The 25,986-nt window shown below is 37.3% G+C and carries 28 protein-coding genes and 1 riboswitch; of the genes, 10 read left to right on the forward strand and 18 right to left on the reverse strand.

The window, feature by feature from the left end:
- Position 1 precedes the first annotated feature (1 nt).
- The 4 genes from FC70_RS05900 to FC70_RS05915 all read left to right on the forward strand — a co-directional run bounded on the left by FC70_RS05900 (position 2) and on the right by FC70_RS05915 (position 4,960).
- Complete coding sequence (locus FC70_RS05900) at positions 2-1,624, forward strand: glycoside hydrolase family 43 protein (RefSeq protein WP_057890071.1); 1,623 nt, start codon at positions 2-4, stop codon at positions 1,622-1,624.
- Positions 1,625-1,844: 220 nt separating this feature from the next.
- Positions 1,845-2,336: an ECF transporter S component gene (locus FC70_RS05905; RefSeq protein WP_057890072.1), complete on the forward strand. Its 492-nt coding sequence runs from the start codon at positions 1,845-1,847 to the stop codon at positions 2,334-2,336.
- Between the two features lie 25 nt (positions 2,337-2,361).
- A complete protein-coding gene (locus FC70_RS05910; RefSeq protein ID WP_057890073.1) occupies positions 2,362-3,219 on the forward strand; it encodes a PfkB family carbohydrate kinase in 858 nt (285 codons plus the stop codon).
- 105 nt (positions 3,220-3,324) lie between these two features.
- A riboswitch (purine riboswitch) is annotated at positions 3,325-3,423 on the forward strand.
- Between the two features lie 280 nt (positions 3,424-3,703).
- Positions 3,704-4,960 carry a nucleobase:cation symporter-2 family protein gene (locus tag FC70_RS05915; protein WP_268871765.1) on the forward strand — a complete coding sequence of 419 codons (1,257 nt, stop codon included), beginning with the start codon at positions 3,704-3,706 and terminating at the stop codon, positions 4,958-4,960.
- A gap of 45 nt (positions 4,961-5,005) precedes the next feature.
- On the opposite strand, the gene msrB is transcribed toward FC70_RS05915, so the two are convergent.
- The 4 genes from msrB to FC70_RS05935 all read right to left on the reverse strand — a co-directional run bounded on the left by msrB (position 5,006) and on the right by FC70_RS05935 (position 9,168).
- Complete coding sequence (gene msrB, locus FC70_RS05920) at positions 5,006-5,431, reverse strand: peptide-methionine (R)-S-oxide reductase MsrB (RefSeq protein WP_172457051.1); 426 nt, start codon at positions 5,429-5,431, stop codon at positions 5,006-5,008.
- Positions 5,432-5,632: 201 nt separating this feature from the next.
- Positions 5,633-6,484: an aldo/keto reductase gene (locus FC70_RS05925; protein WP_057890076.1), complete on the reverse strand. Its 852-nt coding sequence runs from the start codon at positions 6,482-6,484 to the stop codon at positions 5,633-5,635.
- A 67-nt stretch (positions 6,485-6,551) separates the two neighbouring features.
- Positions 6,552-6,962, reverse strand: a complete 411-nt coding sequence (locus FC70_RS05930) for a MerR family transcriptional regulator (protein WP_057890077.1) — start codon at positions 6,960-6,962, stop codon at positions 6,552-6,554.
- Between the two features lie 307 nt (positions 6,963-7,269).
- Complete coding sequence (locus FC70_RS05935; RefSeq protein ID WP_057890078.1) at positions 7,270-9,168, reverse strand: M13 family metallopeptidase; 1,899 nt, start codon at positions 9,166-9,168, stop codon at positions 7,270-7,272.
- Between the two features lie 163 nt (positions 9,169-9,331).
- On the opposite strand from FC70_RS05935, the gene FC70_RS05940 reads away from it, so the two are divergent.
- Together FC70_RS05940 and FC70_RS05945 are read left to right on the forward strand one after the other, a co-directional pair.
- Positions 9,332-10,186 (forward strand): NmrA family NAD(P)-binding protein, encoded by an 855-nt coding sequence (locus tag FC70_RS05940; protein ID WP_057890079.1) that lies wholly within the window; start codon positions 9,332-9,334, stop codon positions 10,184-10,186.
- Positions 10,187-10,237: 51 nt separating this feature from the next.
- Positions 10,238-10,660 (forward strand): Rrf2 family transcriptional regulator, encoded by a 423-nt coding sequence (locus FC70_RS05945; RefSeq protein WP_057890080.1) that lies wholly within the window; start codon positions 10,238-10,240, stop codon positions 10,658-10,660.
- 71 nt (positions 10,661-10,731) lie between these two features.
- Here the strand turns inward: FC70_RS05945 and FC70_RS05950 are convergent, their stop codons facing one another.
- Together FC70_RS05950 and FC70_RS05955 are read right to left on the reverse strand one after the other, a co-directional pair.
- The gene (locus FC70_RS05950; protein WP_057890081.1) at positions 10,732-12,045 is read right to left on the reverse strand and encodes an NCS2 family permease; all 1,314 of its coding nucleotides are present in this window, start codon (positions 12,043-12,045) and stop codon (positions 10,732-10,734) included.
- A 36-nt stretch (positions 12,046-12,081) separates the two neighbouring features.
- A complete protein-coding gene (locus FC70_RS05955; RefSeq protein ID WP_057890082.1) occupies positions 12,082-13,389 on the reverse strand; it encodes an NCS2 family permease in 1,308 nt (435 codons plus the stop codon).
- Positions 13,390-13,609: 220 nt separating this feature from the next.
- Here FC70_RS05955 and FC70_RS05960 point away from each other — a divergent pair, with 220 nt between their 5' ends.
- Positions 13,610-14,425 (forward strand): polysaccharide deacetylase family protein, encoded by an 816-nt coding sequence (locus tag FC70_RS05960; protein WP_057890083.1) that lies wholly within the window; start codon positions 13,610-13,612, stop codon positions 14,423-14,425.
- A gap of 96 nt (positions 14,426-14,521) precedes the next feature.
- On the opposite strand, the gene FC70_RS09390 is transcribed toward FC70_RS05960, so the two are convergent.
- From FC70_RS09390 to FC70_RS05980, 5 genes are read right to left on the reverse strand one after another with little or no spacing between them, the layout of a single operon-like run.
- Positions 14,522-14,698: a hypothetical protein gene (locus tag FC70_RS09390; RefSeq protein WP_169787474.1), complete on the reverse strand. Its 177-nt coding sequence runs from the start codon at positions 14,696-14,698 to the stop codon at positions 14,522-14,524.
- Between the two features lies 1 nt (position 14,699).
- Positions 14,700-15,353 (reverse strand): NAD(P)H-dependent oxidoreductase, encoded by a 654-nt coding sequence (locus FC70_RS05965; protein ID WP_057890084.1) that lies wholly within the window; start codon positions 15,351-15,353, stop codon positions 14,700-14,702.
- Between the two features lie 3 nt (positions 15,354-15,356).
- The gene (locus tag FC70_RS05970; RefSeq protein ID WP_057890085.1) at positions 15,357-15,680 is read right to left on the reverse strand and encodes a hypothetical protein; all 324 of its coding nucleotides are present in this window, start codon (positions 15,678-15,680) and stop codon (positions 15,357-15,359) included.
- Between the two features lie 55 nt (positions 15,681-15,735).
- Positions 15,736-16,056, reverse strand: coding sequence for a DUF7671 family protein (locus FC70_RS05975; RefSeq protein WP_057890086.1), 321 nt, complete (start codon positions 16,054-16,056; stop codon positions 15,736-15,738).
- Positions 16,046-16,435, reverse strand: coding sequence for a DUF6508 domain-containing protein (locus tag FC70_RS05980; RefSeq protein WP_057890087.1), 390 nt, complete (start codon positions 16,433-16,435; stop codon positions 16,046-16,048). The genes FC70_RS05975 and FC70_RS05980 overlap by 11 nt, the downstream gene beginning before the upstream one ends.
- 127 nt (positions 16,436-16,562) lie before the next feature.
- Between FC70_RS05980 and FC70_RS05985 the strand changes: the two genes are divergently transcribed.
- Positions 16,563-17,189, forward strand: coding sequence for an NAD(P)H-hydrate epimerase (locus tag FC70_RS05985; RefSeq protein ID WP_057890088.1), 627 nt, complete (start codon positions 16,563-16,565; stop codon positions 17,187-17,189).
- A 58-nt stretch (positions 17,190-17,247) separates the two neighbouring features.
- Here FC70_RS05985 and FC70_RS05990 read toward each other — a convergent pair whose 3' ends face one another.
- The 7 genes from FC70_RS05990 to FC70_RS06020 all read right to left on the reverse strand — a co-directional run bounded on the left by FC70_RS05990 (position 17,248) and on the right by FC70_RS06020 (position 24,968).
- Entirely contained in the window at positions 17,248-18,756 is a 1,509-nt protein-coding gene (locus FC70_RS05990) for an ABC transporter substrate-binding protein/permease (protein WP_057890089.1), read from the reverse strand.
- A gap of 114 nt (positions 18,757-18,870) precedes the next feature.
- Positions 18,871-20,178 (reverse strand): ammonium transporter, encoded by a 1,308-nt coding sequence (locus tag FC70_RS05995; protein WP_057890090.1) that lies wholly within the window; start codon positions 20,176-20,178, stop codon positions 18,871-18,873.
- Between the two features lie 282 nt (positions 20,179-20,460).
- Positions 20,461-21,189 carry an antiholin-like protein LrgB gene (lrgB, locus tag FC70_RS06000; protein WP_057890091.1) on the reverse strand — a complete coding sequence of 243 codons (729 nt, stop codon included), beginning with the start codon at positions 21,187-21,189 and terminating at the stop codon, positions 20,461-20,463.
- A gap of 1 nt (position 21,190) precedes the next feature.
- Positions 21,191-21,646: a CidA/LrgA family protein gene (locus tag FC70_RS06005; protein ID WP_057890092.1), complete on the reverse strand. Its 456-nt coding sequence runs from the start codon at positions 21,644-21,646 to the stop codon at positions 21,191-21,193.
- Between the two features lie 159 nt (positions 21,647-21,805).
- Complete coding sequence (locus FC70_RS06010; protein WP_057890093.1) at positions 21,806-22,516, reverse strand: LytR/AlgR family response regulator transcription factor; 711 nt, start codon at positions 22,514-22,516, stop codon at positions 21,806-21,808.
- Positions 22,516-24,264 carry a sensor histidine kinase gene (locus tag FC70_RS06015; RefSeq protein WP_057890094.1) on the reverse strand — a complete coding sequence of 583 codons (1,749 nt, stop codon included), beginning with the start codon at positions 24,262-24,264 and terminating at the stop codon, positions 22,516-22,518. Before FC70_RS06015 ends, FC70_RS06010 begins: the two co-directional genes overlap by 1 nt.
- Before the next feature lie 62 nt (positions 24,265-24,326).
- A complete protein-coding gene (locus FC70_RS06020) occupies positions 24,327-24,968 on the reverse strand; it encodes an LVIS_2131 family protein (RefSeq protein ID WP_123827731.1) in 642 nt (213 codons plus the stop codon).
- A 189-nt stretch (positions 24,969-25,157) separates the two neighbouring features.
- Here FC70_RS06020 and FC70_RS06025 point away from each other — a divergent pair, with 189 nt between their 5' ends.
- Entirely contained in the window at positions 25,158-25,349 is a 192-nt protein-coding gene (locus tag FC70_RS06025; protein ID WP_057890096.1) for an LBP_cg2779 family protein, read from the forward strand.
- Between the two features lie 81 nt (positions 25,350-25,430).
- Positions 25,431-25,925, forward strand: a complete 495-nt coding sequence (locus FC70_RS06030; RefSeq protein ID WP_057890097.1) for a GNAT family N-acetyltransferase — start codon at positions 25,431-25,433, stop codon at positions 25,923-25,925.
- Positions 25,926-25,986: the final 61 nt, after the last annotated feature.

Genomic DNA, 25,986 nt, shown 5'->3' on the forward strand with positions numbered 1-25,986 from the left:
TATGAAAATTACTAATCCTGTTCTCCCTGGATTTAACGCTGACCCAAGTATGATCCGCGTTGATGACACTTATTATATTGCTAATTCAACTTTTGAATGGTTCCCTGGAGTTCGTTTACATGAATCAAAAGATATGGTGCATTGGAATTTACTTCCATCACCATTATCAACTACCACTTTATTAGATATGAAAGGTAATCCATCGTCTGGCGGCATTTGGGCTCCTGACTTGTCTTATGCTGACGGTAAATTTTGGCTCATCTATACCGATGTTAAAATTACTGAAGGTGCCTTCAAGGATATGACCAACTATTTAACTACCGCTACTGATATTCGTGGCCCATGGTCAGACCCTATCAAAGTTAACGGTGTTGGCTTCGATGCTTCATTGTTCCATGATAACGATGGTAAAAAATATTTAGTTCAACAAACTTGGGATCACCGTGAATATAACCATCCATTCGACGGTATTACCTTAACTGAATTTGATACTTCTACGATGAAGTTAATGCCTCATACCGCTCGCACTATTTACGACGGTACCGCTGTAAAACTAGTTGAAGGTCCACATTTGTATAATATTAAGGGACAATATTACTTGTTTGCTGCTGAAGGCGGAACCGTCTTTACTCATCAAGAAGTTGTCGCTCGTTCGAAGACTCTTGATCCACATTCATTTGAAAGTGAACCAGACGGCCCATTTATTACTAACTTTGACACACCAGACTTTTACTTACAAAAACAAGGTCACGGTGCCTTGGTTGATACACCAAGTGGCGAATGGTACTATGCTTCACTTGTTTCACGCCCTTGGAATCATAAAAACGAATCATCTACTGACCCTCGTGGTTGGAGCACGCTTGGTCGTGAAACTTCAATCCAAAAAGTTGAATGGGATGACCAAGACTGGCCTCGTGTCGTTGGTGGTCATGGTGGTCAAGTTGAAGTTGAAGCACCCAAAGATGCTATCTTGACTGATGCCCCTAGCAATCACTCACGTCATGATGAATTCGACAAACCAGCTCTTGATATCGATTGGAACACCCTTCGAATTCCATTCACTGATACCATGGGTTCATATGGCAATGGCGAATTAAAACTAATCGGTCGTGGATCATTAGCTGGAACTTTCGATACTTCAATGATCGCTTCACGCTGGCAAGCTTTTAACTTTGATGCTGAAACCAAAGTTAAATTCAACCCATATTCTTATCAACAAATGGCTGGTTTAACTAACTTTTATAACGATAAACATTGGTCATGGATTTTCATTACTTGGAACGAAAAAAATGGCGCTGTGATTGAAGTCGCTCAAAATGACAACAATAATTACACATCATACCTTAAGGATGACGCCATTAAGATTCCTGATGGAACTGAATATGTTTGGTTCAAGACTAAAGTTCGCAAACAATCATATACTTATGAGTATTCATTTGATGGTTCAACTTGGCATGAAATACCAGTTGAATTAGATGCTGCCATTCTCTCTGATGATTATGTATTGCAAAACTACGGTGGTTTCTTCACCGGTGCATTCGTTGGCTTGGCAGCCGTTGATTACGCTGGCTACGAAGAACCAGCTACCTTTAATTACTTTGATTACAAAGAAATAGACGATTAAACAACAACAGATATAAACCCTAAAACCAACTTACAGAAAAATGGCTCTGACAAATCAAACTTTGTCGAAGCCATTTTTTAGCGCCAATTTTTAAACCACAATGTTTGCCGACTATGTTTCCTTACTTTACAATTAGATAACTAATTGGTTTCTTTTTCAATTTTAATTATTAAAAAGTTATAATAGAAGACAGCTTGTAAGAGAAAAGAGGTTTCTTGGTATGAGTTCATCTTACTCTGTACGTCGCTCAGTAATATTAGCCCTGATGATTGCCATCACGGTGGTCGTTTCCAGGATATTTCTAATTCCAATCCCCATGACGCATGGTAACGTCAACCTATGTGATGCTGGAATCATTATTGCAGCCATTATGTTTGGTAAGCGCGACGGCTTTATCGTTGGCGCTTTAAGTGGCTTTTTATTAGATTTAATTTCGGGATATGCCCAATATATGTTTTTTTCACTGCTAATTCATGGGCTAGAAGGTTTAATTGTCGGTTGGTTAGGCTATCAACATCGTCGGAAAACTCAAGTATTAGCCATTATTATCGGTATATTCATCATGGTACTTGGCTATTTCATCACTGACGCCATCTTATATAAACCCGTCGCAGGGCTAGCCGGCATTCCAGCCAACGCCATTCAAGGAATCATTGGTTCCATCGTTGGTTACCCAATTGCTTTAAAGTTAAAACAAATCTTAAAAGTTTAATTTCCTTTAGGAAGGACCATTCCCCATGCAAAAATTACAACTAGAACACCCCTTTTTAGTTGCGCAAGACTTATCTGCCATTGGTAGTCTCTCACTAAATGTTGCTAATCCCATTCTAGCAGCTTTCGGACTACCACTCGCAATCTTACCAACCAGCCTCCTCTCAACCCAAACTGAAGGCTTCGAAACCCCAGCTAAGTTACTCACTGATGGATGGCTAGATTCAACTTTTAAACATTGGCAACAACAAAACATTCAATTTTCGGGTGCCTTAATTGGTTATCTCGGAACCGAAGAATTAGTCACTCAAATGAGCAACTATCTGTCTGGCCAGCATTCACCATTAGTCATTCTCGATCCAGTAATGGCTGATCAAAGTGAAGCTTATCCTGGAATCCCCAAACGGTATTCAGTCGCCATGAAGACAATGTTGCAAAACGCTGATATCATTGTGCCTAATACTACTGAAGCTCAACTGCTAACCGGAATTACAATCGGCGAAAAGCCATCCGAAAATGAACAAATGATGTTGCTCAAATCATTAGAGCAATTAATGCCTAAAGATGCGCATGCAATTATTACTGACGTTCGTGATGATAAACAAACCGGTTGTGTTTGGTTGGAAGCTGGTAAGCTCAAATATTATCGTTGTCCAATTATTGATGGTCACTTTTTTGGTAGTGGTGATGTTTTCGCGGCTTTATTAGCCGGTTTCATTTTACATGAAGAAACACTTGGCAGTGCGATTACAATGGCAGTTGACGGAACCTATGAAACGTTAAAATATACTGCTGATGCTGAAACTGAACTGCGATTCGGACTCAATATTAGTACTTTGTTAGGTGAAATTAGTCACTACGCTCAAACTGGCCAATTCAAATAGTTACCTTTAACATTTATTCATCAAGTTTTAATTTGCGAGCGTTTACATTATCATTTTTCCGTTAAACGCTTGAAACCACTCAGTACCAGTGTTAATATTTCACTACTAAATTAAAAAGCAATTGCCTATATAATGCCGTAATATGGTCGGCGAGTCTCTACCCGAAGCCTTAAACTTCGGACTATACGCATGAATTAAGTTGTTCTATAAACCGGTCTACACTTGAGTAGTAACGATAGGTTATCGAAGCAGTTCACTGCTAGATAATCTAAGTTACACGGAAAGTGTTGGTTTATAGACCACAATTCAAATAATCCGACATACAAATCGGTTCGTATATAGAGATTGAGGCCTTCGCCTCAGTCTCTTTTTATTTTTTAGACTAATTATTACGGGCAATTAGCACAGGAGGATTATTTTGAAGGAAGCAACTACACTACAAACACCAGAACCATCAGCTAACGTTTCCAATTGGAAAGCTGCTATTTTAGGGATTCAACATTTATTAGCCATGTATTCAGGCGACATTTTAGTCCCCATTTTAATTGGTTCGATGCTTCACTTCAACACAGCCGAAATGACTTATTTAGTTTCAGCCGATATTTTCATGTGCGGCATCGCAACTTTACTCCAGTTGCGTACAACCCCATTAACTGGAATTGGGTTACCGGTTGTACTTGGTTGTGCAGTGCAGGCTGTAGCTCCGTTAGCTTCAATTGGTGGTAAATTAGGGATTACCTATATGTACGGTGCCATTATCGCTGCCGGAATTTTCGTTTTCTTAATTGCCGGATTATTCGCCCGACTTAAGTATCTTTTTCCCCCAGTAGTTACCGGATCTTTAATTACCATTATCGGATTCACCTTAGTACCAGTCGGTTTTCAAAACTGGGGCGGTGGTGATTTAACCGCGAAATCATTTGGTAGTACTAACAACCTAATGATTGGATTAGTGACGATGATTATTATTCTAGGAATTAGTGCCTTTGCGAAAGGGTTCATCAAAGCAATCGCAATTTTAATTGGAATTTTGGTTGGTTCCCTTTTGGCTGGCGCGATGGGTGTGATTTCTTTAGCTCCTGTTGCCGAAGCTTCTTGGTTCCACTTACCTCAATTCTTTTACTTTGGTATGCCAAAATTCAACGCTTCTTCAATGGTTACCATGATGTTGGTTTCCTTAACTACCATGATTGAATCAACCGGGGTTTTCTTTGCCCTTAGTGATGTGACTGGTCAAAAAATCAGTACCAAAGATTTAAAGAAAGGTTATCGTGCCGAAGGGATTGCTGCTATCCTAGGTGGACTTTTCAACACCTTCCCTTACTCAACTTTCTCGCAAAACGTGGGTGTTTTGAAATTATCTGGTGTTAAAACACGAAAACCAGTTTACTTTGCTGCTTTCTTCCTAATCGTTCTTGGACTGCTTCCTAAAATCGGTGCTTTAGCAACCATTATTCCAAGTGCCGTTTTAGGTGGTGCCATGATCGTCATGTTTGGAATGGTTGGGGTTCAAGGAATCCAAATCTTACACAAAGTCGACTTTTCTAAAAACAGTAACTTATTAATTGCATCAATGTCGATTGGGCTTGGCATTGGAGTTAATACTTACCCACAAATTTTCCAACATCTCAGCACGGAATTACAAATCATGCTTAGCAATGGCGTTGTAGTTGGTAGTGTTACCGCCGTTATTTTAAACTTAATTTTGAATCGAAAAGAATTAAAAGATCAAGAATTTTAGATAACAAAAAAATGCATGTCACTGTATAGTGGCGTGCATTTTAATTTACTTAAAAAGTTTACGATACTCACTAAAGCCAGCATCATCTAATTCATTTACGGGGACAAATCTTAAGGCAGCCGAATTAATACAATACCTCAGCCCACCTTTATCCTTAGGGCCATCATCAAAAACATGACCCAAATGAGAATTAGCTTCTGTACTTCGAACCTCAACTCGTTCCATTCCTAATGACGAATCACGAATTTCTTCTAATGGCATAATTGGTTTAGTAAATGACGGCCATCCACAACCAGCATCATATTTATCGGTTGAAGAAAATAGCGGTTCACCGCTTACCACATCCACATAAATCCCTTCACGATCAAATTGATCATACTCACCTGAGAACGGCGCTTCGGTGGCGGCATTTTGTGTAACTTCATAGGCTTCTGGCGTTAATTTTGCTTTCAAATATTGTTCATCCATCATGATCACCTCTACTTACAGCATATTCGGAAAGTTATTAAAAAGCCATTTAGTTGCTCAATATGTTCTCTTCATTTATTAAACATGCTCAAACTCACAACTTCCTAACATATAACAAAAATTCACCAACGATAGAAAATAACTATCATCGGTGAATCTTCGTTATCTCATGGACGCTAAACGCGAGTTTTCGCACTCTTTTTTCTAAACACCCAGTTTTCTGCTTGCCATCCATTTAATCATCTCAGGATCAGCATGTGAGAAGAATTGGCTTTCACCATCATTTAAAGTCGCAATTTGTTTTTTATCTTCTTCAGTCAATTCAAAATTAAACACGTCCAAATTTTGTTGCATTCTTTCTGGTTTCGTCGATTTAGCTAAAACAACAATATCTCGTTCAACTAACCAGCGCAAAATAACTTGAGCAATTGATTTGTTATATTTTTTACCAATCGAACCTAAGATTTCATTGTGGAAAATATCATTCTTACCTTCCGCAAATGGTGCCCATGCCTCAACCATAATTCCTTCTGCCTTCAATGCGTCAACATTAGTTACTTGTTGTTGGAATGGATTAATTTCAATCTGGTTCATTTGTGGGGTCACGTCATTAAATTCTGCTAAATCAACTGCCCGATCAACACCAAAATTAGAAACACCAATTGCTCGAACCTTACCATCTTTTTGAAGTTCTTCCATTGCTCGCCAAGCACCATAAACATCACTATATGGTTGATGAATTAATAGTAAGTCAATGTAGTCCAATCCCAAACGAGTTAATGATCGTTCAAAAGATGCTTTAACCCCATCATAACTAACATTTTCAACCCAAATTTTGGTAGTTACAAAAAGATCCTTACGGTCAACGCCTGAAGTAGCAATTCCCTTACCAACGGCTTCCTCATTTAGATAACTTTGTGCAGTATCAATATGACGATATCCAGCTTGGATTGCATCTCTCACCGCATTCTCTGCTTCGACTAGATCGGTAATTTGAAAAGTACCAAATCCTAAAATTGGAACTTCAACACCATTACTTAATTTAACTGTTTTCATTTTTCTTGCCTCCATTTATTATTTCTCCGTTAGTGTAAACCTTGAAGTGAGCTTCAAGGCAAGGGCTTTATAAATTTTCTTTCCAAAGTGGATCTGGCATAGTTTTTCCGTCTGCAAACAACGCTAAATGTTCATCATAAGTATCAATTTTAAAGCTTAATAATTTACGCGTATCATTGAGTTCTTGGATTTTTTGGTCAATTACTTCTAGTTGATCATTTAAAATTGTTTTTTGTGCTGCTTGCACATCTTGAGTTCGATCCATTTGGGCCAGGGTTGCAAATTCAATTAACGACTCAATCGTTAATCCCGCATCTCGTAATTTTTTAACTAAATAAATCCAATTCAAATCACGCACTTGATAATCACGGTAACCACTTTGATTTCTCGTAACTGGTGGCATAACGCCAATTCTTTCATAATATCTTAGAGTATCAGCCGTTAAATCAAACTTTGTAGCAGCTTCTTTTATATTCATACTTTACTCCTCCTATTGTTCACAAGTATAAACCTTATAGTTAACTCCAAGGCAAGAATATGTTTTCTGAAACTCGTTTAACAAGCCATTTCAATCGCCTTCCACATTTTCTGAAACGTGTGAAAGTAATCAAATTACTTACCTAACGCAAATAATCGCAGTACCCAAAAATCGAAGTTTCCCGAAACGTGTTCAACGATCCAGTTCCGTTGCCTAACGCAAAATAATCCTAATCTGAAGTTCCAGATTAGGATTATTTTTTTGTTAGTGCTCTCGAACTAAACAGCCCGTTTCACACTCTAATTATTTACCAAATTTTCACTCGTTGATCCTCAGCTAAAAACATTGCATCCCCAGATTTAACATTAAAAGTTGAATAGAACTCATCTAAATTTTTAACTTGGATGTTAGCTCGTAACTTGGCTGGTGCATGAACATCTACTGACAATAGTAATTGCATATATTGTTCCGTCGCTTTCATCCGCCAAATCGTTGTCCAATTAACGAAAAAGGCCGCGATATCTACGTCTGATTCTGCTTTTGCCGCTTCTAAAGCACAACTCAAGCCACCAGCATCCGCAATATTTTCTGAGACGGTAAGCTTTCCATTCACTTTTTGACCGGCAAATTCAATCCCATCAAATTGATCAATCATTTGTTGGGCCTTATTTTTAAACTGATTGGAATCTTCTTTAGTCCACCAATTATTCAAGTTACCATATTCATCAAACAACGAGCCATTATTATCAAACGCATGGGAAATCTCGTGTGCAATCACCGCCCCAATGCCACCATAATTTTCACTACTGCTTTGTTTTATGCTATAAAATGGTGCCTGTAAAATGGCAGCTGGGAATACAATAATATTTTTAAATGGATGATAGTAAGCATTAACCGTCGCTGCACTCATTTCCCAACGATCACGTTCAACTGGTTGATTCCAACGGCTGAATACGTCTTCCGTTTCAATCTTAGTAAAGGCTAATAAATTCGTCAATAATGGTTTGGTTTCATCAACCATTAATCGATCATATAATGAATCTACCTTATCTGGATAACCAACTTGAATACCTAGTTTACTTAATTTTAAAACTGCTTTTTCTCGGGTTGCTGGACTGAGCCAAGTATTATTAGTTAATCGTGATTGATAAACACTAATCATCTTTTCAACCATTTGATGAACATCATTTTTCGCCGTTTCGCCAAAATACTTGCGGCCATAATAGTCACCAACAACTTGGTCAAATTCACCCTTTGCCAAATAATAAGCATACTTACGTTGATTCATTGGTTCTTGACTACCAGATAACGTCCGACTATATTCGCCACCGATGCCACGTAACTCATCCGTCAAATAACCAGCTAAACCACTCACTGTTTTAGCAATCATCCAACCCTTAAACTCAGCAAAATGACTCGCCGTCAAAATATCACTAATGGCTTCAAAATATTTTGGCTCGGTAACAATTATTTTTTCAGGTTCTGCACTAATAATTCCTTTAACAACTATTCCTAAATCGATTGCTTGTGTATGTGCGGTAAATTCAGTAAACGTTTGTGGATTATACATTTTACTATAATCCGCTGATTCTTCCGCACTCTTCACATTCGGTACTAACAAGGCATCAAAAGCCACGGCCTGATCAATAATTTCAGTCGCTTTCGTTGCATCATAACCCACCCCTTGTAATAGTTTTTCCATCATCGAGCGATAAACTTGTAACAGCGATTCTTTTTGCGGATTATCCGATTCATAGTACGTTTTATCAGGCAAAATCAGTCCCGGAGCCGCAGCAAACAACGCATTCATCGTGGCATTTTTCATATCTGCATCAATATCAAAACTAATTGGACTTGGCAATCCACTTAAAATAAAATCAGCCCAGTTATTTTGATAATCAACAAACGAAGTTAAGGATTCAATTCGTGATAACACTGATTTTAATGGTGCGGATCCTTCATTTTCACGACGGTTAAAGTCAGCCGCTAATTGATATAATTTTACTGATTGTCCAAGCGCACCAGTTGCTGATTTTTGCTCTACAAAGCCATCAAAATCATTCATCATTAACTGATCAATTTCATCAACTAAATCATTAAAGCCACCAGTTGCTGGTTTATCAGCAGGGATTTTGGCAGTCTTAATCCACTCACCATTTACCGCTTTATATAAGTCATCTTTAATTTGTTCTTGTTTGACTGTCATTTAAATTCCTCCATCGTTATTTTGTTATCTATTATACCCGTGGCCACGATTTTCGTATATTAATAACCACAATTTAAGCGTTACTACTTGACACTTTAAAAGTAACAGGCTATATTAACCATACAAGTTATTTAAAAAGTAACAGGAAAGAAGGATCTTTATTATGACAACATATGCAATCACAGGTACCACTGGTAAATTCGGTCAAGCCGCTCTTAAAACTCTAGTTTCACTCGTTCCAGCAAGCGACATTATCGCTCTTGCTCGTAACACTGAAAAGGCCGCAGCCATTGTTCCAACAGGTGTTAGCGTTCGTAAGGGTGATTATACTGATCAAGTATCATTAACTGCTTCACTGCAAGGAGTCGATAAATTGCTCTTCATTTCATCACAACCCGGTGCTGAGGTTTCTCGGGAACAACAGCACGCTAACGTTGTCGCAGCTGCTAAAGATGCTGGCGTAAAGTACATTGCTTACACTAGTTTTCCAGATACTCCACATGCTACAACGCCATTAGCATTAGATCATGCCTTTACGGAGCAAGCTATTATTGACGCCGGAATTACCCATTCATTTCTCCGTAATAACTGGTATTTAGAAAACGAACTTAGCACCATTGATGGTTCAATTGCTGGCAACCCATTCGTTTATGCTGCCGGTGATGGCAAAGCTGGTTGGTCACTTGAAAGCAATTATGCGGAAGCTGCCGCAAAAGTATTAGCTAACGACCAGCCTAAAGATATTTATGAATTCAGCGGTAATCTAATTACTTATGCTGACCTTGCTGATGCAGTTAAATCCGTATCTGGTAAAGAATTCGAAGTAATCTCTACTGATGACCAGTCATATACTAACGGCTTAAAAGCAGCAGGTTTAGATGATGACACGGCTGAACTTGTTACTATGTTCCAAACCTTAATTCACGATGGCAATCTTAACGTTCCATCAACTGACTTAGCTGATATCCTGGGTCGACCATTAAATTCAGTAGCCGATGAGCTTAAATCAATTATCTAAATCATGCAAAATGTAATACAATGGGATTATAAATAAACCGAGGTATTAATCATGAAGTATTCCCACAAATTAAGTGACGCTGTGCATATCTTATCGTATGTCAAAATCTATCACGACGCTGACTTATCCAGCAATGCGATTGCCCTTAGTATTGAATCCAACGCTAGTCTAATTCGTCGATTAATGGCCTCGCTTGTTCGTGGTGGCTTATTAGAAACTCGACCAGGTTCAGTTTCACCCAAACTCACCCGACCAGCAAATGAGATAACTTTGTTAGATGTCTACAATGCAATTGAAGTTGATCATAACTTCTTACATGTTGATGAAAAAACTAACCCCAATTGTATCGTTGGTGGTAATATTCAAACCGCTTTAAATAAAGCATACAGTCAAGTTCAAACTGATGCTGAACGCAGTATGCAAAGAATCACCTTAGCCTCGATCATTGATGATATTCTCATTCATAATAAATAAGTTCTACTAAAAAATCGGCCTACAATTTGTAGGTCGATTTCTTTGATTACATTTAAAATTAATTATTATTTTTAGCCATTTACATTTAAAATCCACATAAAGCCAACAAAGACAAAAAATAAGACATACATTAATGGATGAACTTCTTTGCCACGTTTAGCAGCAATCATGGTAATTGGATACATAATAAATCCAAGCGCAATTCCATCGGAAATACTATAAGTTAGCGGCATCCCCAATACAATCAAGAATGCTGGAATCGCAATTTCTAACTTAGTCCATGAAATATTTTTCAATGATTGCGCCATTAATACCCCTACAATAATCAAAGCTGGAGCAGTTACTTGCGTAGTGACCACTGTCAATAATGGCGAGAAGAAAATTCCTAAGACAAACAAGATTCCCGTGGTAATTGCTGTAATTCCCGAACGACCACCCACTGCAATCCCAGCTGATGATTCCACATATGCGCCAACTGGTGAAGTTCCTAATACCGAGCCGGCTAACATTGCTGTTGAATCTGATAACAATGCTTTACCAACCCGTGGCATCTTGTTATCTTTCATAAACCCAGCTTGTTGCGCCAAACCAACTAAGGTTCCAGCCGTATCAAAGAAGGTTACCAATAGGAACGTCAACACCACGACCGCCAATTGTAAGGTATTAATATCACCAATATGCATCACTCCGACACCAAAGGTTGGTTTCAAACTAGGTGCACTAGCAACTAAGCTGGATGGTAAATCAATTAATCCGGTTACAATTCCCAATAATGAGGTCAAAACCATTCCAATAAAAATGGCTCCCGGAGTCTTACGAACCATTAAAATGGCTGTCACAATTAGGCCAAAGACAGTGAGCCAGGTTGTTCCCACACTTAACGATCCTAAACCAACGACCGTTGATTTATTAGCAACAATTAAGCCACCATCATTAAGACCTAGAAAGGCAATAAACAAGCCAATTCCACTTGAAATCGCAAATTTTAAATCCGTTGGAATCGCATCAATAATTAACTCTCGTAATTTAAAAATCGTAATTAGCAAGAAAATTAACGAAGCAACAAATACGCCAGCTAATGCCGTTTGCCATGGAACTTTCATGCCAATAACAACTGAATATGCAAAGAAGGCATTAATTCCCAACGCTGGTGCCGTTGCAATTGGATAACGAGCTAAGACACCCATTAAAATACAACCAATTGCACTAGCTAAGGCAGTTGCCGTAAAGACCGCTCCCTTATCCATTCCCGCAGCACCTAAAACACTCGGATTAACAAATAAAATATACGCCATTGAAATAAACGTCGTAAACCCGGCCAAAATTTCTCTCTTATAGTTAGTATGTAACTCATCTAACTGAAAATACTTCGTAATTGCTGACAAACCAATTCCCTACTTTCAAATAATATTAAAAATTAATTATACATTTAAAATCCACATAAAACCGATAAAAACAAAGAACAATACATACATTAATGGATGAACTTCTTTACCCCGTTTAGCAGCCAGCATTGTAAGTGGGTAAACGATACACCCAATCGCAATTCCATCAGCTATACTATAAGTCAGTGGCATTCCAATCAAAATTAAGAACGATGGAATGGCAATTTCTAATTCACTCCAATTAATTTTAGCCATTGATTGAGCCATCAACACACCCACAATAATCAAAGCTGGAGCCGTTACTTGGGTAGTGACCACTGACAATAGTGGCGAAAAGAACATCCCAAAAATAAATAACACACCAGTAGTAACGGCGGTTAATCCCGAACGACCACCAACTGCAATCCCAGCCGATGATTCAACATAGGCACCCACTGGTGAAGTTCCTAAAATCGAGCCAGCTAACATCGCCGTTGAATCTGACATCAATGCCTTACCAACACGCGGCATCTTGTTATCTTTCATAAACCCTGCTTGTTGTGCTAAACCGACTAAAGTTCCAGCGGTATCAAAGAAGGTTACTAATAAGAAGGTTAAAACAACTACCCCTAATTGCAACGTATTAATGTCGCCAATATGTGCTAATGCAACCCCAAAAGTCGGCTTCAAACTTGGAGCTCCTGCAACCACACTGGAAGGTAAATCAATTAATCCAGTAAAGATTCCTAATAACGCTGTTAGGAACATTCCGACAAAAATGGCACCCGGAATCTTTTTAACCATTAAAATTGCGGTAACTAATAATCCAAAAATGGTTAACCATGTGGTACCCACATTCAACGTACCTAAACCAACGACCGTTGACTTATTGGCGACAATCAAACCACCACCATGTAACCCAATAAAAGCAATAAACAGACCAATTCCACTTGAAATCGCGAATTTTAAATCGCTGGGAATCGCATCAATGATCATTTCTCGTAATTTAAAAATCGTAATTAGTAGGAAAATAATAGCGGCAATAAATACACCAGCTAATGCAGTTTGCCAAGGAATTCCCATTCCGATGACCACTGAATAAGCAAAAAATGCATTCACGCCTAACCCAGGAGCGGTTGCAATTGGATACTTAGCTAACACACCCATCAAAATGCAGCCAATTGCACTTGCGATGGCGGTTGCGGTAAAAACCGCACCCTTGTCCATTCCCGTTTGCCCAAGCACACTCGGATTAACAAATAAAATATAGGCCATTGAGATAAATGTAGTACAACCGGCTAAAATTTCGCGCCGGAAATTAGTCTTTAATTCATCTAATTGAAAATAATTTTTGATTGCTGACAAGTCAATTCCCTACTTTCTTAATTAAATACGAACAATAACACTAATTTATTTTATATCATTCGTAATTTGATTACAAGGAATCTTTCACGATTTGTCCAATTATCTCAAAAAAATTGTAAATTGTTCACCGCCTTTACATTTAATAGTGCTTTATACATATATTTAAAGTACAATTAAATCCGTTAACCACGCAAAATTTAATTGGAGTCGAACATAACTTATGAAAATCAAAGTACTATTAATCGCGTTAATGGGCATTGTTATCGCGTTTGGAATATTTGCCATTTCTTCGCACGCAAGTGCAGTCAAGCAGGCTAGTGAATCATCAAGCCGCAATCGTACCAAACAAAACTCAAAAAAAGCCGCTAGTCAGTCTATTAAAAAAGCTGCCGCTAGTAGCTCAACAGCTGAATCAGAAAAACAAAATGATAATATCATCTATCTCACTTTTGATGATGGTCCTGATGACGCGACAACCCCACAACTACTTTCAATTCTAAAAGAAGAAAAGATTCACGCTACTTTCTTCGTTACTGGTCACGGTTCTAATCAATTAATTAAACAAGAATGTGCTGACGGTCATAAAATCGGCTTGCACACGATGACACATGATTATGGATCCGTTTATGCCTCACCAGCTGCTTACTTTACTGATTTACAACAAATTAGTGATCGTGTCTTTCGCTTAACTGGCCAACGTTCAATGATGGTTCGTGTTCCTGGTGGCAGTGCAAACCAGGTCAGCCATGGCTTAATGCCCCAAATTTTACCGCAACTAGTTCATACTGGTTATAAGTATTTTGATTGGAACGTTTCTTCTGGTGATGGTGGCTTTGAAGCTACTCCTGAAGAACCTTATCAACACGTTACTACGACCTTAGTTCCCCATTCTAAAAACGTGGTCCTAATGCATGACACCAAACAAAACTCCATCGATGCCGTCAAACGAATTATCGAATTTGGTAAAGCCAATAATTATAAATTTGAAACTTTAAACATGGATAGCTGGGCACCACAACAGATTGTCGTTAACTAAATTAAAATGCGATTGTCGTTTATGCCGCTAAAGACGAACAATATAGTCAGAGCTATTTTAAAAGGAGCCTAAAACGTTAATCGTTTTAGACTCCTTTTACCATTGGGATGGATTCCACATTCGCCCATCTAATTCACCTTGTAATTGTTCAATTCGTTGATACTGCTCAATAAATAATTGCTTTAATTCGCGATAAAATGCTTGATCAGGATATGTTTTGCTTTCACTTATCAACACATCTAATTCATGCTCAACCCATAATTGTGTATCCATATCAATCCTCATCTTGCTTAAATTGTTCCACATTCCAACTTAAATCGTGACGTTGCTCTTCATTTTCTTCTAACACTGATAATAATTTAGCTACTTCAGGATTATCTGCGACTCGTTCATTTAAACCCTTAACAAACCAATTAACTTGACCGTTAAACGATGCAAACTGTTCATTAGTAACATATTGCTGATATCGTACTAATAATTGCTGCTTATCAGTTTCTTTTAAATAAGCAAACTGGTGAATTACGACTGGAGTTAAGTACTTCATCCCCATCCGATTAGCTAACATTTCATATGGTCGTAAAACTTCTGACATGGCATATTTTTCCGTTCCACCAGCTTGAAAATCCTTGGACGGTGATCCAGTGGAAACAACTAGTCCTAGTTCTTTACCACTTAAATCAAGCTGATTAACAGAAAATACTTCGTCCAACCATTGCTTTAGGATTGCCGGGGCACTATACCAATAAAGTGGGAACTGAAAAACAATTCGATCAGCCTTGATTAACAGCAATCGTTCTGATGCTACTTCAAATTCTTGTTTAATCTCATGCCATTCATAATTATCAAACCCAGCTAGTCCTTCTTTAAAGAACTGTTGCGTGGTTGAATTATCAATTTCTGGATGAGCTACGATCACTAAAGTCTTCATTTATTAAACCTCTGGAAAAATCAATTCAATTTGGCCCTTACGGGTTGCGAAATTAACCCGTAAGATATCTTGTTTCAAAATTTTTTCATACTCACTCAACACATCAGCAGGTAGCGGGGTTCGTTCCGCAAAAATAGCAACCAATTCTTCGACGGAAATAACATCAGCAATATTAATAAAAATATTAATACTACTAATGACATCTCGCAATAAATCAGTTAACAGACTATTGGGTTTTCCAGCTTGGTCAGTGACCACAATTTGCGAGTTACTAATATGATGATGATTAACACTAAACATTTTAAGCATTCCAAAAACATTAAACATACTTTCACCTCTAAATATCGTTGAAAATAATATACCATTAACTGTATAAAAATGCTTAATTATCGTTGCTATAAATTTTTAATCCCTGTGCCAATAGTTCTTCAGTCGCAAATTCACTCGTAAATCGCTGTAACGGAACTTCGGCATGACGATCCTTAAATGCCATTTTTTCTTCCGCCACAATCATGACCATCAAATTATTTTCGGTTAATAATAGCTGACCAGGCTGCTTAAATTTACCCTTAGTATGCTTACCAGTTAGCCACGTGTGAATTTTAACATCACCATGATCATCAACTTTTAATTGATATGCACCAGAATTATCTGTATTTACTGGAATACCAAAATATTTATTGACGTCGTATTTATCCTTCATTTTGTTTCGCCAATAGTGCCCTGGTTACTTGATATAAAAAGCCTTCTTGTAATGCCCGTGCCCAACTACCTTCGTCCACTTCTTCAGAGGTTACGATGAGCGTCAACATTGCCTTCAAGATATCAATTGTATCAATTGCTAATACTTGATCAACAATTTTTTGATTCATTTTGATTCTGATTTTTTGTGCTTTTAACGTTTTTTTATACTGCTTATCAAAATCATCACTTGTTTTAAACTCACGAATAAAAGTTAAGATGGTTTGATCGTAGATTGGATAACCCATCTGTAAATTGCCATCCTCGGTATTGGTTGAGGTCCAGCGAAACTCTTTGTTTTGCATATTTTTAAAATATTCAAGATATTCATTCAAATTCATCAACGTCACCACTTTCCGTTATAAAACTCACTTATTGCGCTTATTATAACATTTGTTACACATTAGATTGATGATTTGAACTATAATAGTGGCAAATGTTTCCAATTAATAATTTGGAGGGCTTACCATGATAAAATCATTAACAACTAAAGAACTTAAGGAATTAGATAAATTTACAATTCAAAAAATCGGTATTCCATCATTAGTTCTCATGGAACGTGCCTCACTAGCCATTCGTGATATCACTTTAGCGCAGCATTATGACTTGTCTAAAGTTGTAATTGTGGCCGGTTATGGTAATAATGGTGGCGATGGTTTGGCCGTCGCTCGCTTATTAAAGATAAAAGGAGTTAACGTTTCCATAATTAATGTCGGTAACGCAAAACACGAAAGTTCTGAACACGCTACTCAAAGTAAAATTTGTGACTACTATAAGATTCCTACAACTAGCCGTTTAGCTTCATTGTCTTCGGCTACGCTAGTCATTGATGCTATTTTTGGTGTTGGCATCGACCGTCCTGTTACTGGTGAATATCTAACCGCAATCCAAGCAATTAATCACTCAGCTACTACGGTCAGCATCGACGTCCCTTCTGGCCTAAATTCTGATACTGGGATTCCGCTAAATGAAGCCGTCCACGCCGATTTAACCATTGCTATCGCCTTTAACAAATTAGGCTTTAATACCAATTCTGGCAAAGAATATACCGGTAAAGTAATTGTTGCCGACGATATGGGGATTTATTACTTCTAACTTAAATAATCACTGTAACCTTTCATAACAGGCTACAGTGATTATTTTTTTATTGCATTTAAACTTTTCGATTCATTTTGCTATTCATTTTAACTTCGTAATATCTTAAAATTCTGGTAATTACAAAGGTTAAAATAAAGTACAAGATCATTGTGATTACAATCGGAATCACACCACGATAAGTATCAGCTTGAACAATCTTCAATTGATAAATCATATCTGAAACCCCGATAATTGAAACAATTGATGTTTCCTTAATCAAGGAAACAAATTCATTCCCTAAGGCTGGCCAAATATTACGAATTGCTTGTGGTAATACCACACTAAACATCGTATCGTTCGAGTTCAAGCCAAGGCTCCGAGCGGCTTCATCTTGACCCTTATCAATTGAGAGAATCCCCCCACGGATTACTTCACAGATATAAGCCCCACTATTTAATGAGACCGCAATAATCCCTGAAATTACCGCTGGAATATTTACAATTACACCCAATCCAAAGTAGACAAACAAAATTTGAACCATTAATGGTGTGCCACGAACAAATTCAACATACGCGGTTCCAATCCATTTGAAAAGTTTAACTTTCGACAACCGCATGAAGGCTAATAGCACCCCAATTAAGAAACCAAGCACAACTGAAATTGCACTAATTCCGATTGTATATTTGATTCCTAAAGCAAAGTACTTCCAATAGTGCCACATCGAAGTGTTAGCTGTATTGGTGTCCATATATGAGCCAGCCGTTTTCAAGTAACCAGAAATCAAATCATTTGATTTAATATCAGTAATTGATTTATTAATTTCGTTAGTTAAACTAGTTGACCCTTTAGCAACTGCGACCACATCATTAGTTTCATCTGAACCTAAATCAAATTGACCGTCAACCGCAACAATACTCGAATCATTTGCCGCATAAGCTTTCGCAGTTGGTTCATCAAGTACAACTCCTTCGACTTTATGTGACTTCAATGCAATCACTAAGTCTGAAACAGTATCCATGCCTTTAACCGTTGCACCTTTACTATGCGATTTAGCTAAATTATATGGTAATGAACCAGTTTGAGCACCTAACTGTTTGCCACTAAATGAGTTTCGATTTTTATAAACCCCTTTATCTGATTTATTAATCAAAATATATTGACCGGCTTTATAGTATGATTTTGAAAAATCAACACTTTTAGCCCGCTTAGCCGTTGGGTTAACCCCTGAAATCACAATATCAACTTTACCAGTTTGCAAAGCGACTAGTAGTGAATCAAACGACATCTTTTTAATTACTAACTTCACGCCCATATCTTTGGCAATCTTTTTAGCAATTTCAACATCCATCCCAACAACTTTACCCTTAGCCATAAATTCATATGGTGGATAATCAGGACTGGTTCCTAGAACAATTTCACCCTTGGCTTTGATTTTTGCCAATGAATCATCACTTACAGTGGTTGTAGCTGAAGATGAACTACTTGTAGTTGTAGTATCAGCTGCTTGAGCCACACTGGTAAAGGCAGGCGTTAATACCATTAACATTGCCATCACTGTAAATATTAGTTTATAAATCTTCTTCATTATTTATACCTCCATTTTAAAATCCAACGTTGTTAAGTATACATAAAAAAACGCATCTATTCAACTAAATGAATAAATACGCATTAATTATGAATTTTTAATTAGTTTTATAATTTACTTTTTACGATTATTTAACTGCGCCAACTGTCCTTGGAACTCTTTACGGAATGTATCAACTTCTGAATCTACCGTTTCTGAAATTGTATAATCAGCGCGTTCCCCATGTTCGCTAAAGTCTAACCCGATTCGTTCTTCTTGTTTCGAAACTCGCATTACAGTCATTTTCTTAAGTCCTAAGGTAATGATGGTCACCATGATCGCTACAAATACCACGGTGAAGCCCGTTGCAAATAATTGTGTGCCCAACAATTTAAAACCGCCACCATAAAACAAACCATTATGAGTGACCGCAGTATTAACTGATTTCGTCGCAAACAAACCAGTGGCAACACTGCCGATAATCCCACTAACTCCATGTGCGCCAAACGCATCCAACGTATCATCAACACCAAATTTTATTTTCAAATAATTAATAAAGAAATAACTGGCGCAAGTTCCAGCAATTCCAATAAAGAAGGCCCCAGTAATCGTGACATACCCGCAAGCTGGCGTAATCGCAACTAAACCACATAATGTCCCCGTACAAACGCCAACCAAAGTTGGTTTACCAGTTCTAAAAACATCGATCATCATATATGAAATCATTGCCGAAGCAGCAGCAACAGTTGTCGTCATCGTTGCCTGTACTGCCACCGTTGAAATTCCAAACGCACTACCTGCATTAAATCCATACCAACCAATCCACAAAATCGTTGTTCCTAACAGAACCCAGGGTAAATTATAATGTTCTGGCTCGTGGTAGTCAGTACGTTTTCCTAAGAAAATTGAAAGCACTAAGGCCGTAATTCCCGCATTGATATGAACCACGGTTCCACCTGCAAAATCCAGCGTGCCCAGTTTAAATAAAATACCATTAGCGCTCCAAACCATATGAACCATTGGATAATAAACTAAAATTGACCAACCTATAATGAATAAGAATAAAAACTTGAATTTCATCCTTCCCACCACTGCACCAACAAATAGTGCTGGGGTGATAATCGCAAACATCATTTCAAACAATGAATATAAACCATTGGGAATTTTAGTCGTCGTTGTCGTCATCTTCGTCATATCAAAATTTTGGTGAAAAAATTGATGGAAATTACCAATAATTCCAAAATGATCACCACTAAACGACAAACTATAACCACAAATAATCCAAAGTAAGATAGCTAGTCCAGTAATAAAAAATACGGAAAGCATGGTATTGACAACATTTCGTTTTGAAACTAGACCTCCATAAAAAAAGGCTAATCCCGGAGTCATAAACAATACTAAAATACTTGCTAAAACTAAAAACGCTGTATTGGCTTCATTCAAATGCTTATCTCCCTTACCATTAATTTAAAAACATTGTTGATGTCATGAAATATAACATCACTCCCGTTCATAGTCAACAACATTCAGTTAAATAATCGTAAAAAGTCAATATTTAAGAATTTAACCCGCTTTTAATCCCACAACCATGTAATATCTTATAACATAAGAATGATATATGTTCACTTTTTCTAATTACAAAAAAATATCGCCACTCGAATTGAGTTAGCGATATTTTTTTAAATTGCACATGATGTAGACGTTCATATACAATATTTTATTAATTTAGAATCCCATAATATGTGAGAATGCTGGAACAACCAAGTCCACAACAACCCCGATAATAACAACGGCGATTGAAGCCATTGATCCTTCAACAGAACCGATTTGGATAGCTTTAGCTGAACCAACAGCGTGTCCGGCAGTACCTAAACCAAGTCCAGTACCAATACGTGATTTGCCAAGACGGAAGGCCTTGATCAAGAAGTCACCTAAGGCATAGATGATAACGGCGTTCAAGATAACAGCCATAGCTGTAACTGAAGCATTACCACCAATAGCAGTAGAGATTGGAAGTGCGATAGCAGTTGTAGCTGCTTGTGGCAACATAGCGGCAACGGCAGAGTGATCTAATCCAAACAATGTTGAAATTCCTAAGATACAGAATAATGAAATTGTTGAACCAATAACCAATGCTAAGATAATTTCTAACCAATATTTTTTAACAATATCGTTACGTTTGTACAAAGGAATGGCAAACGCGATTGTAGCTGGGTTTAGGAACCAGAAAATGATATCCCCACCTGGCTTGTAAAATTTAGTATAGACATCAATGGTTGATTTGCCCATGGCCATCCCCATTAATACAAGGACGAAAATACCAAGGACCATACCAACGAACAATGGTTGGAATAAGAAGAAGCCCTTACCAATTTTAAATAGCCATTGGCCGAAAAGATAAACCATCAATGAGATAAAGATACCAGTAAATGGTAATGCTAATGCAACATCCATGTTATTTCGCCCCTTTCTGTGCTTCTGCTTCGAATTCTTCTTCACTGATTGGGTTTTTACTGATCTTGTTTTTTAAACCAATTAAAAGCCATGCAGTGTAGGCTGTAATAACTAACATTAGTACTGTTGAAATTATAACCACGATAACAATTTGAACCCCTTGCTTAGCCATCAAATCAAGACTAGTTGCTAATGAGATTCCAGAAGGTACGAACATGAAACCAATCAAACTAATCATTAAGCTTCCAAAATTATCTACCCATTCGAGTTTGATAATTTTTGTTGATAATAAAACATATAAAATAACTAAACCTAAAACTGGTGTTGGTACAGGAAAACTTGGAATCGCTGTAGCAAGCCAATTAGAAATTAAACTAGAAATAAATAAAATTGCGGCGAAGATACCCATTTGGGTAAGAATTGGTGCTGACTTCTTTTCTTGTTGCTTGTCTGCCATGTTAATAACCTCCTCTAATTTGTTTGTTAACACTTGTTAACATTTACAAACACATTATATAAAAAAAGAGCTGAAATCGGTGATTTCAGCTCTTAAATAGCACATTTCAAGTGCAAAATACCCTGACAGCATTTCAGAATACCTCGGTTGTGTTTAATTTCACATACTTAATGCTCTTTTCATTTCTGCAATAAACGATCGACTCACCGGAATCTTACTACCATCATTCATAGTAAGTTCATAGGTATGATTGAAACTAGGCTCTACCGACGCAATTTTATCAAGGTTCACTAAATAACTCCGATGCACTTGCAAAAAATGTTCTCGGTCTAAGCTCTCAGCAAATTTAACTAATGTTTGCTTAGTTCTGAACAATCTTTGCGTAGTATTCACAATAAGATCTCCATTTTCGACATATGCGGCAATAATGTCGTTTTTAAGAATAACTGCCGTCTTCTCATCTTCAGTAATCGAAATGCGCGGATTAGTAATTCTGGTTAAATCACGAACGGGTTCAATTTCACTAACTTTATCAATGGCTTCATTAATTCGTTCTTGTTCAAATGGCTTCAACACATAATCAACCGCACTGGCATTGAATGCGTCCAGTGCATATTGATCGTATGCCGTTGCAAAAATAATCTTAGGGGCATTCTTCCGTTCCTTGAGATCATCGGCTAAATCAAAACCATTTTCATTACCTAATTGAATATCTAAAAATAGTAAGTCAATTTTAAACTCACTAATGATTCGAAATGCTGAATCTATTGTATCAGCTTCATGAACTGATGAAATTTTCACGTTATCTTTAACTAAAAAAACTAGTTCTTCGCGCGCCAAGGCTTCATCATCAACGATTAAGACGTTCATCACTCATCCTCCCCTTCTTTAAATGGAATCCACGTTGTCACGCTTGTTCCAGTTGGTGTTGAATTAAATTGCAACGAACTTGCCTTACCATATAGGCCAACTAATCGTTGATTTAAATTCTGCAAGGCGGTTCCACTACCATGAGCGGAATCAACTGCTTCAACTCCTAATAATGATAATTTAGCTGGATCAATCCCGCTCCCATTATCAGTGACTTGAATTTTTAACTTATCTGATTCTGGAGCAATTAAAATTTCAACTAAATTCCCATTTTTACGATTTGAAAACGCATGTTTAATGGCGTTTTCTACTAATACTTGAAGCGTAAACGGTGGTAGCTTCACTTTATTAGAAACTAATATTTTTTGATGAACTTCAAATTTATCTGGAAACCGTGTTTGCTCTAAGGACAAATATGCTTGAACATGTCGTTGTTCTTGCACTAACGTAATTTCGGTTTCTCTAACCCCCATCAAATTCGAACGAAAATATGTGCTTAACTGTAATAATAAACTACGCGCTTGTTCGCTATCTTTGCGCATCATTGCCGAAATTGTATTAATCGCATTAAAGAAAAAGTGTGGATTAATTTGAGCTTGTAATGATTTGATTTCAGCATCCTTAACTAATTTAGACTGAGTTTCAGCAGCTCCTAGCGCTAATTGACTTGAGAAAATCGAGCCTAAACCAACCGCTAGTTGTTCTTCAACCGCAGTCATCATTTGCGCATTCGTATAATACATTTTTAAGGTTCCCGCAACTTCATCATTGATCCACAACGGAATAATCACAGCTGCTTCTAATGGACATTTAGGATAAGCACAACCAATTTCTTTTTTACTATACGCAATTTCCAACTCACCAGTACGAATTGAACGCATCGATAATTTAGTAATCATTGGCTCACCTGCCAGATGATGATCACTACCCGCACCCACATGTGCCAAAATCATATTCGTGGTGGTCAAACTAATGGCCGAAAAATTGGTATAATCTAAAATAATTTCAGCAACTTTTTGAGCAGAGGCCGAATTTAGCCCCGTACGGAAATACGGCAGCGTTTTATCGGCCAGTTCCAAAACTGCATGCGTTTGAATCGCTCGAGCCTCTTGTTCTTGGTTTAACGACGTTTGAATAATCGATAAAAAGATATACGTTCCCACTGAATTAACAATAATCATTGGTCCTGCAATAAACTTAACCAATTCCCAGCCAGCTGGACTAAAAAAGGCAATAAACATCATTTGAATTACTTCCATAAATAAGCCCACAAAAATGCCTTGTGATGGCGTAATGAAATCGATGTGCCCCTTTGACATGGTACTTTTAAATAAGAATCCCGATGAAAAGCCAATTACTGCGGAACTGACAATATAAAACCAGCCAGTTGACCCGCCTTGAATCACTCGATGAATTCCGGCCACAATTCCAACCACGGTCCCAACTTCGGGACCACCAATAATTCCGGCAACCGTAATTGCCAAAATTCGTGTATTCGCGATTGAAAAGGTTTCTGGTAAATTAGTTAGAATGGCTGACGACACCACGTTATTATTGGCATCAATCTTAACGCCGGTTAAATTTGAGATAATTGCAAATAATGAAAAAATAACAATTAATTGAATTTTAGCCGACCAATCTTTTCGTTCATATAATAATTTTCGAAACGGGCGAACATTGACCAAGATAAAAGCGAGAATAATCACAATTCCCACCCGTTCTAATAATAGTAATGATAAATTAAGCATTAACGTGCCCCTATTGATAAAAATAGGGCTGCGACAATTGTCACGAACCCTTAAAATTTAGTTTATTTTGAAGTTTTTGAATAAATAAAATCAGCTGATGGTACTCGGATTAATGTATAATAGCCAACCGCGTGACCACTACGAACACCAAGGCCATTTAAAAATGTCTTTTTATATTTAATCGTCATTTCAGCACTGAAAGCATGTGCGGTCTGCGCATCAAACTCTGTAAGCTTTTCCTTGTTCCAAGGATACACCGATGCATCAATATTGACTGGATCAGTTCCGCGCGAAATAGTTCCATTGCGGCTACTAATCGTGGTTTCGCTACCTTCTGATAAATACGTATATGACACAATTGGTTGTGCCCCATTTTTACTTTTTTGTGCAGTTACATAATAATAGCCATCTTTAACTTGTTTCAATTCTAAGCGATTATATTTAGTGGTAATATCAACATCGGTTTGATTAGTCATATCGACTGGTCTAAAGAAACTCAGCCATGACATCACTCCAATAAATAGGAATGATAAAATTAACAATCCTACATACTTCACAAATAGCCTTTTATCAAATGATTTGTGTGTACTAATAATCAGCATTAGCTGTTTAACTCGAATAAAGTGAATTATCCAAACAAAAAAGCAAATTGCGACAATCCATAATAATATTCCGACCCAATTCCAACCCATGAACATATTCATTTCCCCTATCTCGTATATTCTTCTTATATTATGCCATAGACTGACGATAAAATCTTGTATCGCTTATCCCTATTACCAAATTTAATAATTTAATTTAGCCTTCACTTCTTTAACTTGTTTATTTTTAAATAAAAGCGCTACAATATTCCATAACAAGTAGCTATCAATTAATAGGAGCGTAGACAAATTATGAGTAATGAATTAAGTGATTTTGCAGAACAAATTATCCAATTCGAAAAAAAGAAACACCTTGCCGATAATGACATAGCTTTTAGCACTCAAATCTCAGTGGAACAAATTCATAACATTAAATCAATGAAAACTCAGCCCACTAAAGACGAAGTCAATGCTCTAACTAAATTTATGCGCAATTACAAGTAATTACTACACTAATAAAATCCACTATAGTTCGTTGTCGCGTACTGACAATGAACTATTTTAATTTAAGGAGTATCCTCATTTATGGAAATATCATTCCCTTTTGCGACCCAAAACGACTTACCAAAAATCGTTCAAATATATAATCAAGCCGTTCCGACCCGCCAATCAACGGCCGATTTGGAACCAGTTACGGTCGCAGATCGACAAGCTTGGTTTGATTCACATAACCAACAACATCGGCCTTTATGGTTAATTAAAGCTGATGGTAACACGGTCGGCTGGATTAGTCTTGCTGATTTTTATGGTCGCATTGCCTATGATCACACTGTTGAAATTAGCATCTATCTCGATACTGATTATCGTGGCCATCACCTTGGAACCCAAGCGCTTAAATTCGTCGAAAGCCAAACTGGTAACTTTGAAATCAAAACCATTCTCGCTTATGTTTTTGGTCATAATCACCCTAGTCAAAAATTGTTCAAACAATTTAATTACGAACAATGGGCTTTTTTACCAGAAATTGCCGAAATGGATGGTATCAATCGTGATTTAGTTATTTTAGGTAAAAAGTTCTAACATTTTTCATGTACCAGTAATTATCAACTTTGACTAAGTTGATTTTTATTTATTTTTTAAT

Source organism: Paucilactobacillus oligofermentans DSM 15707 = LMG 22743, assembly GCF_001434315.1.
Lineage (GTDB): Bacteria > Bacillota > Bacilli > Lactobacillales > Lactobacillaceae > Paucilactobacillus > Paucilactobacillus oligofermentans.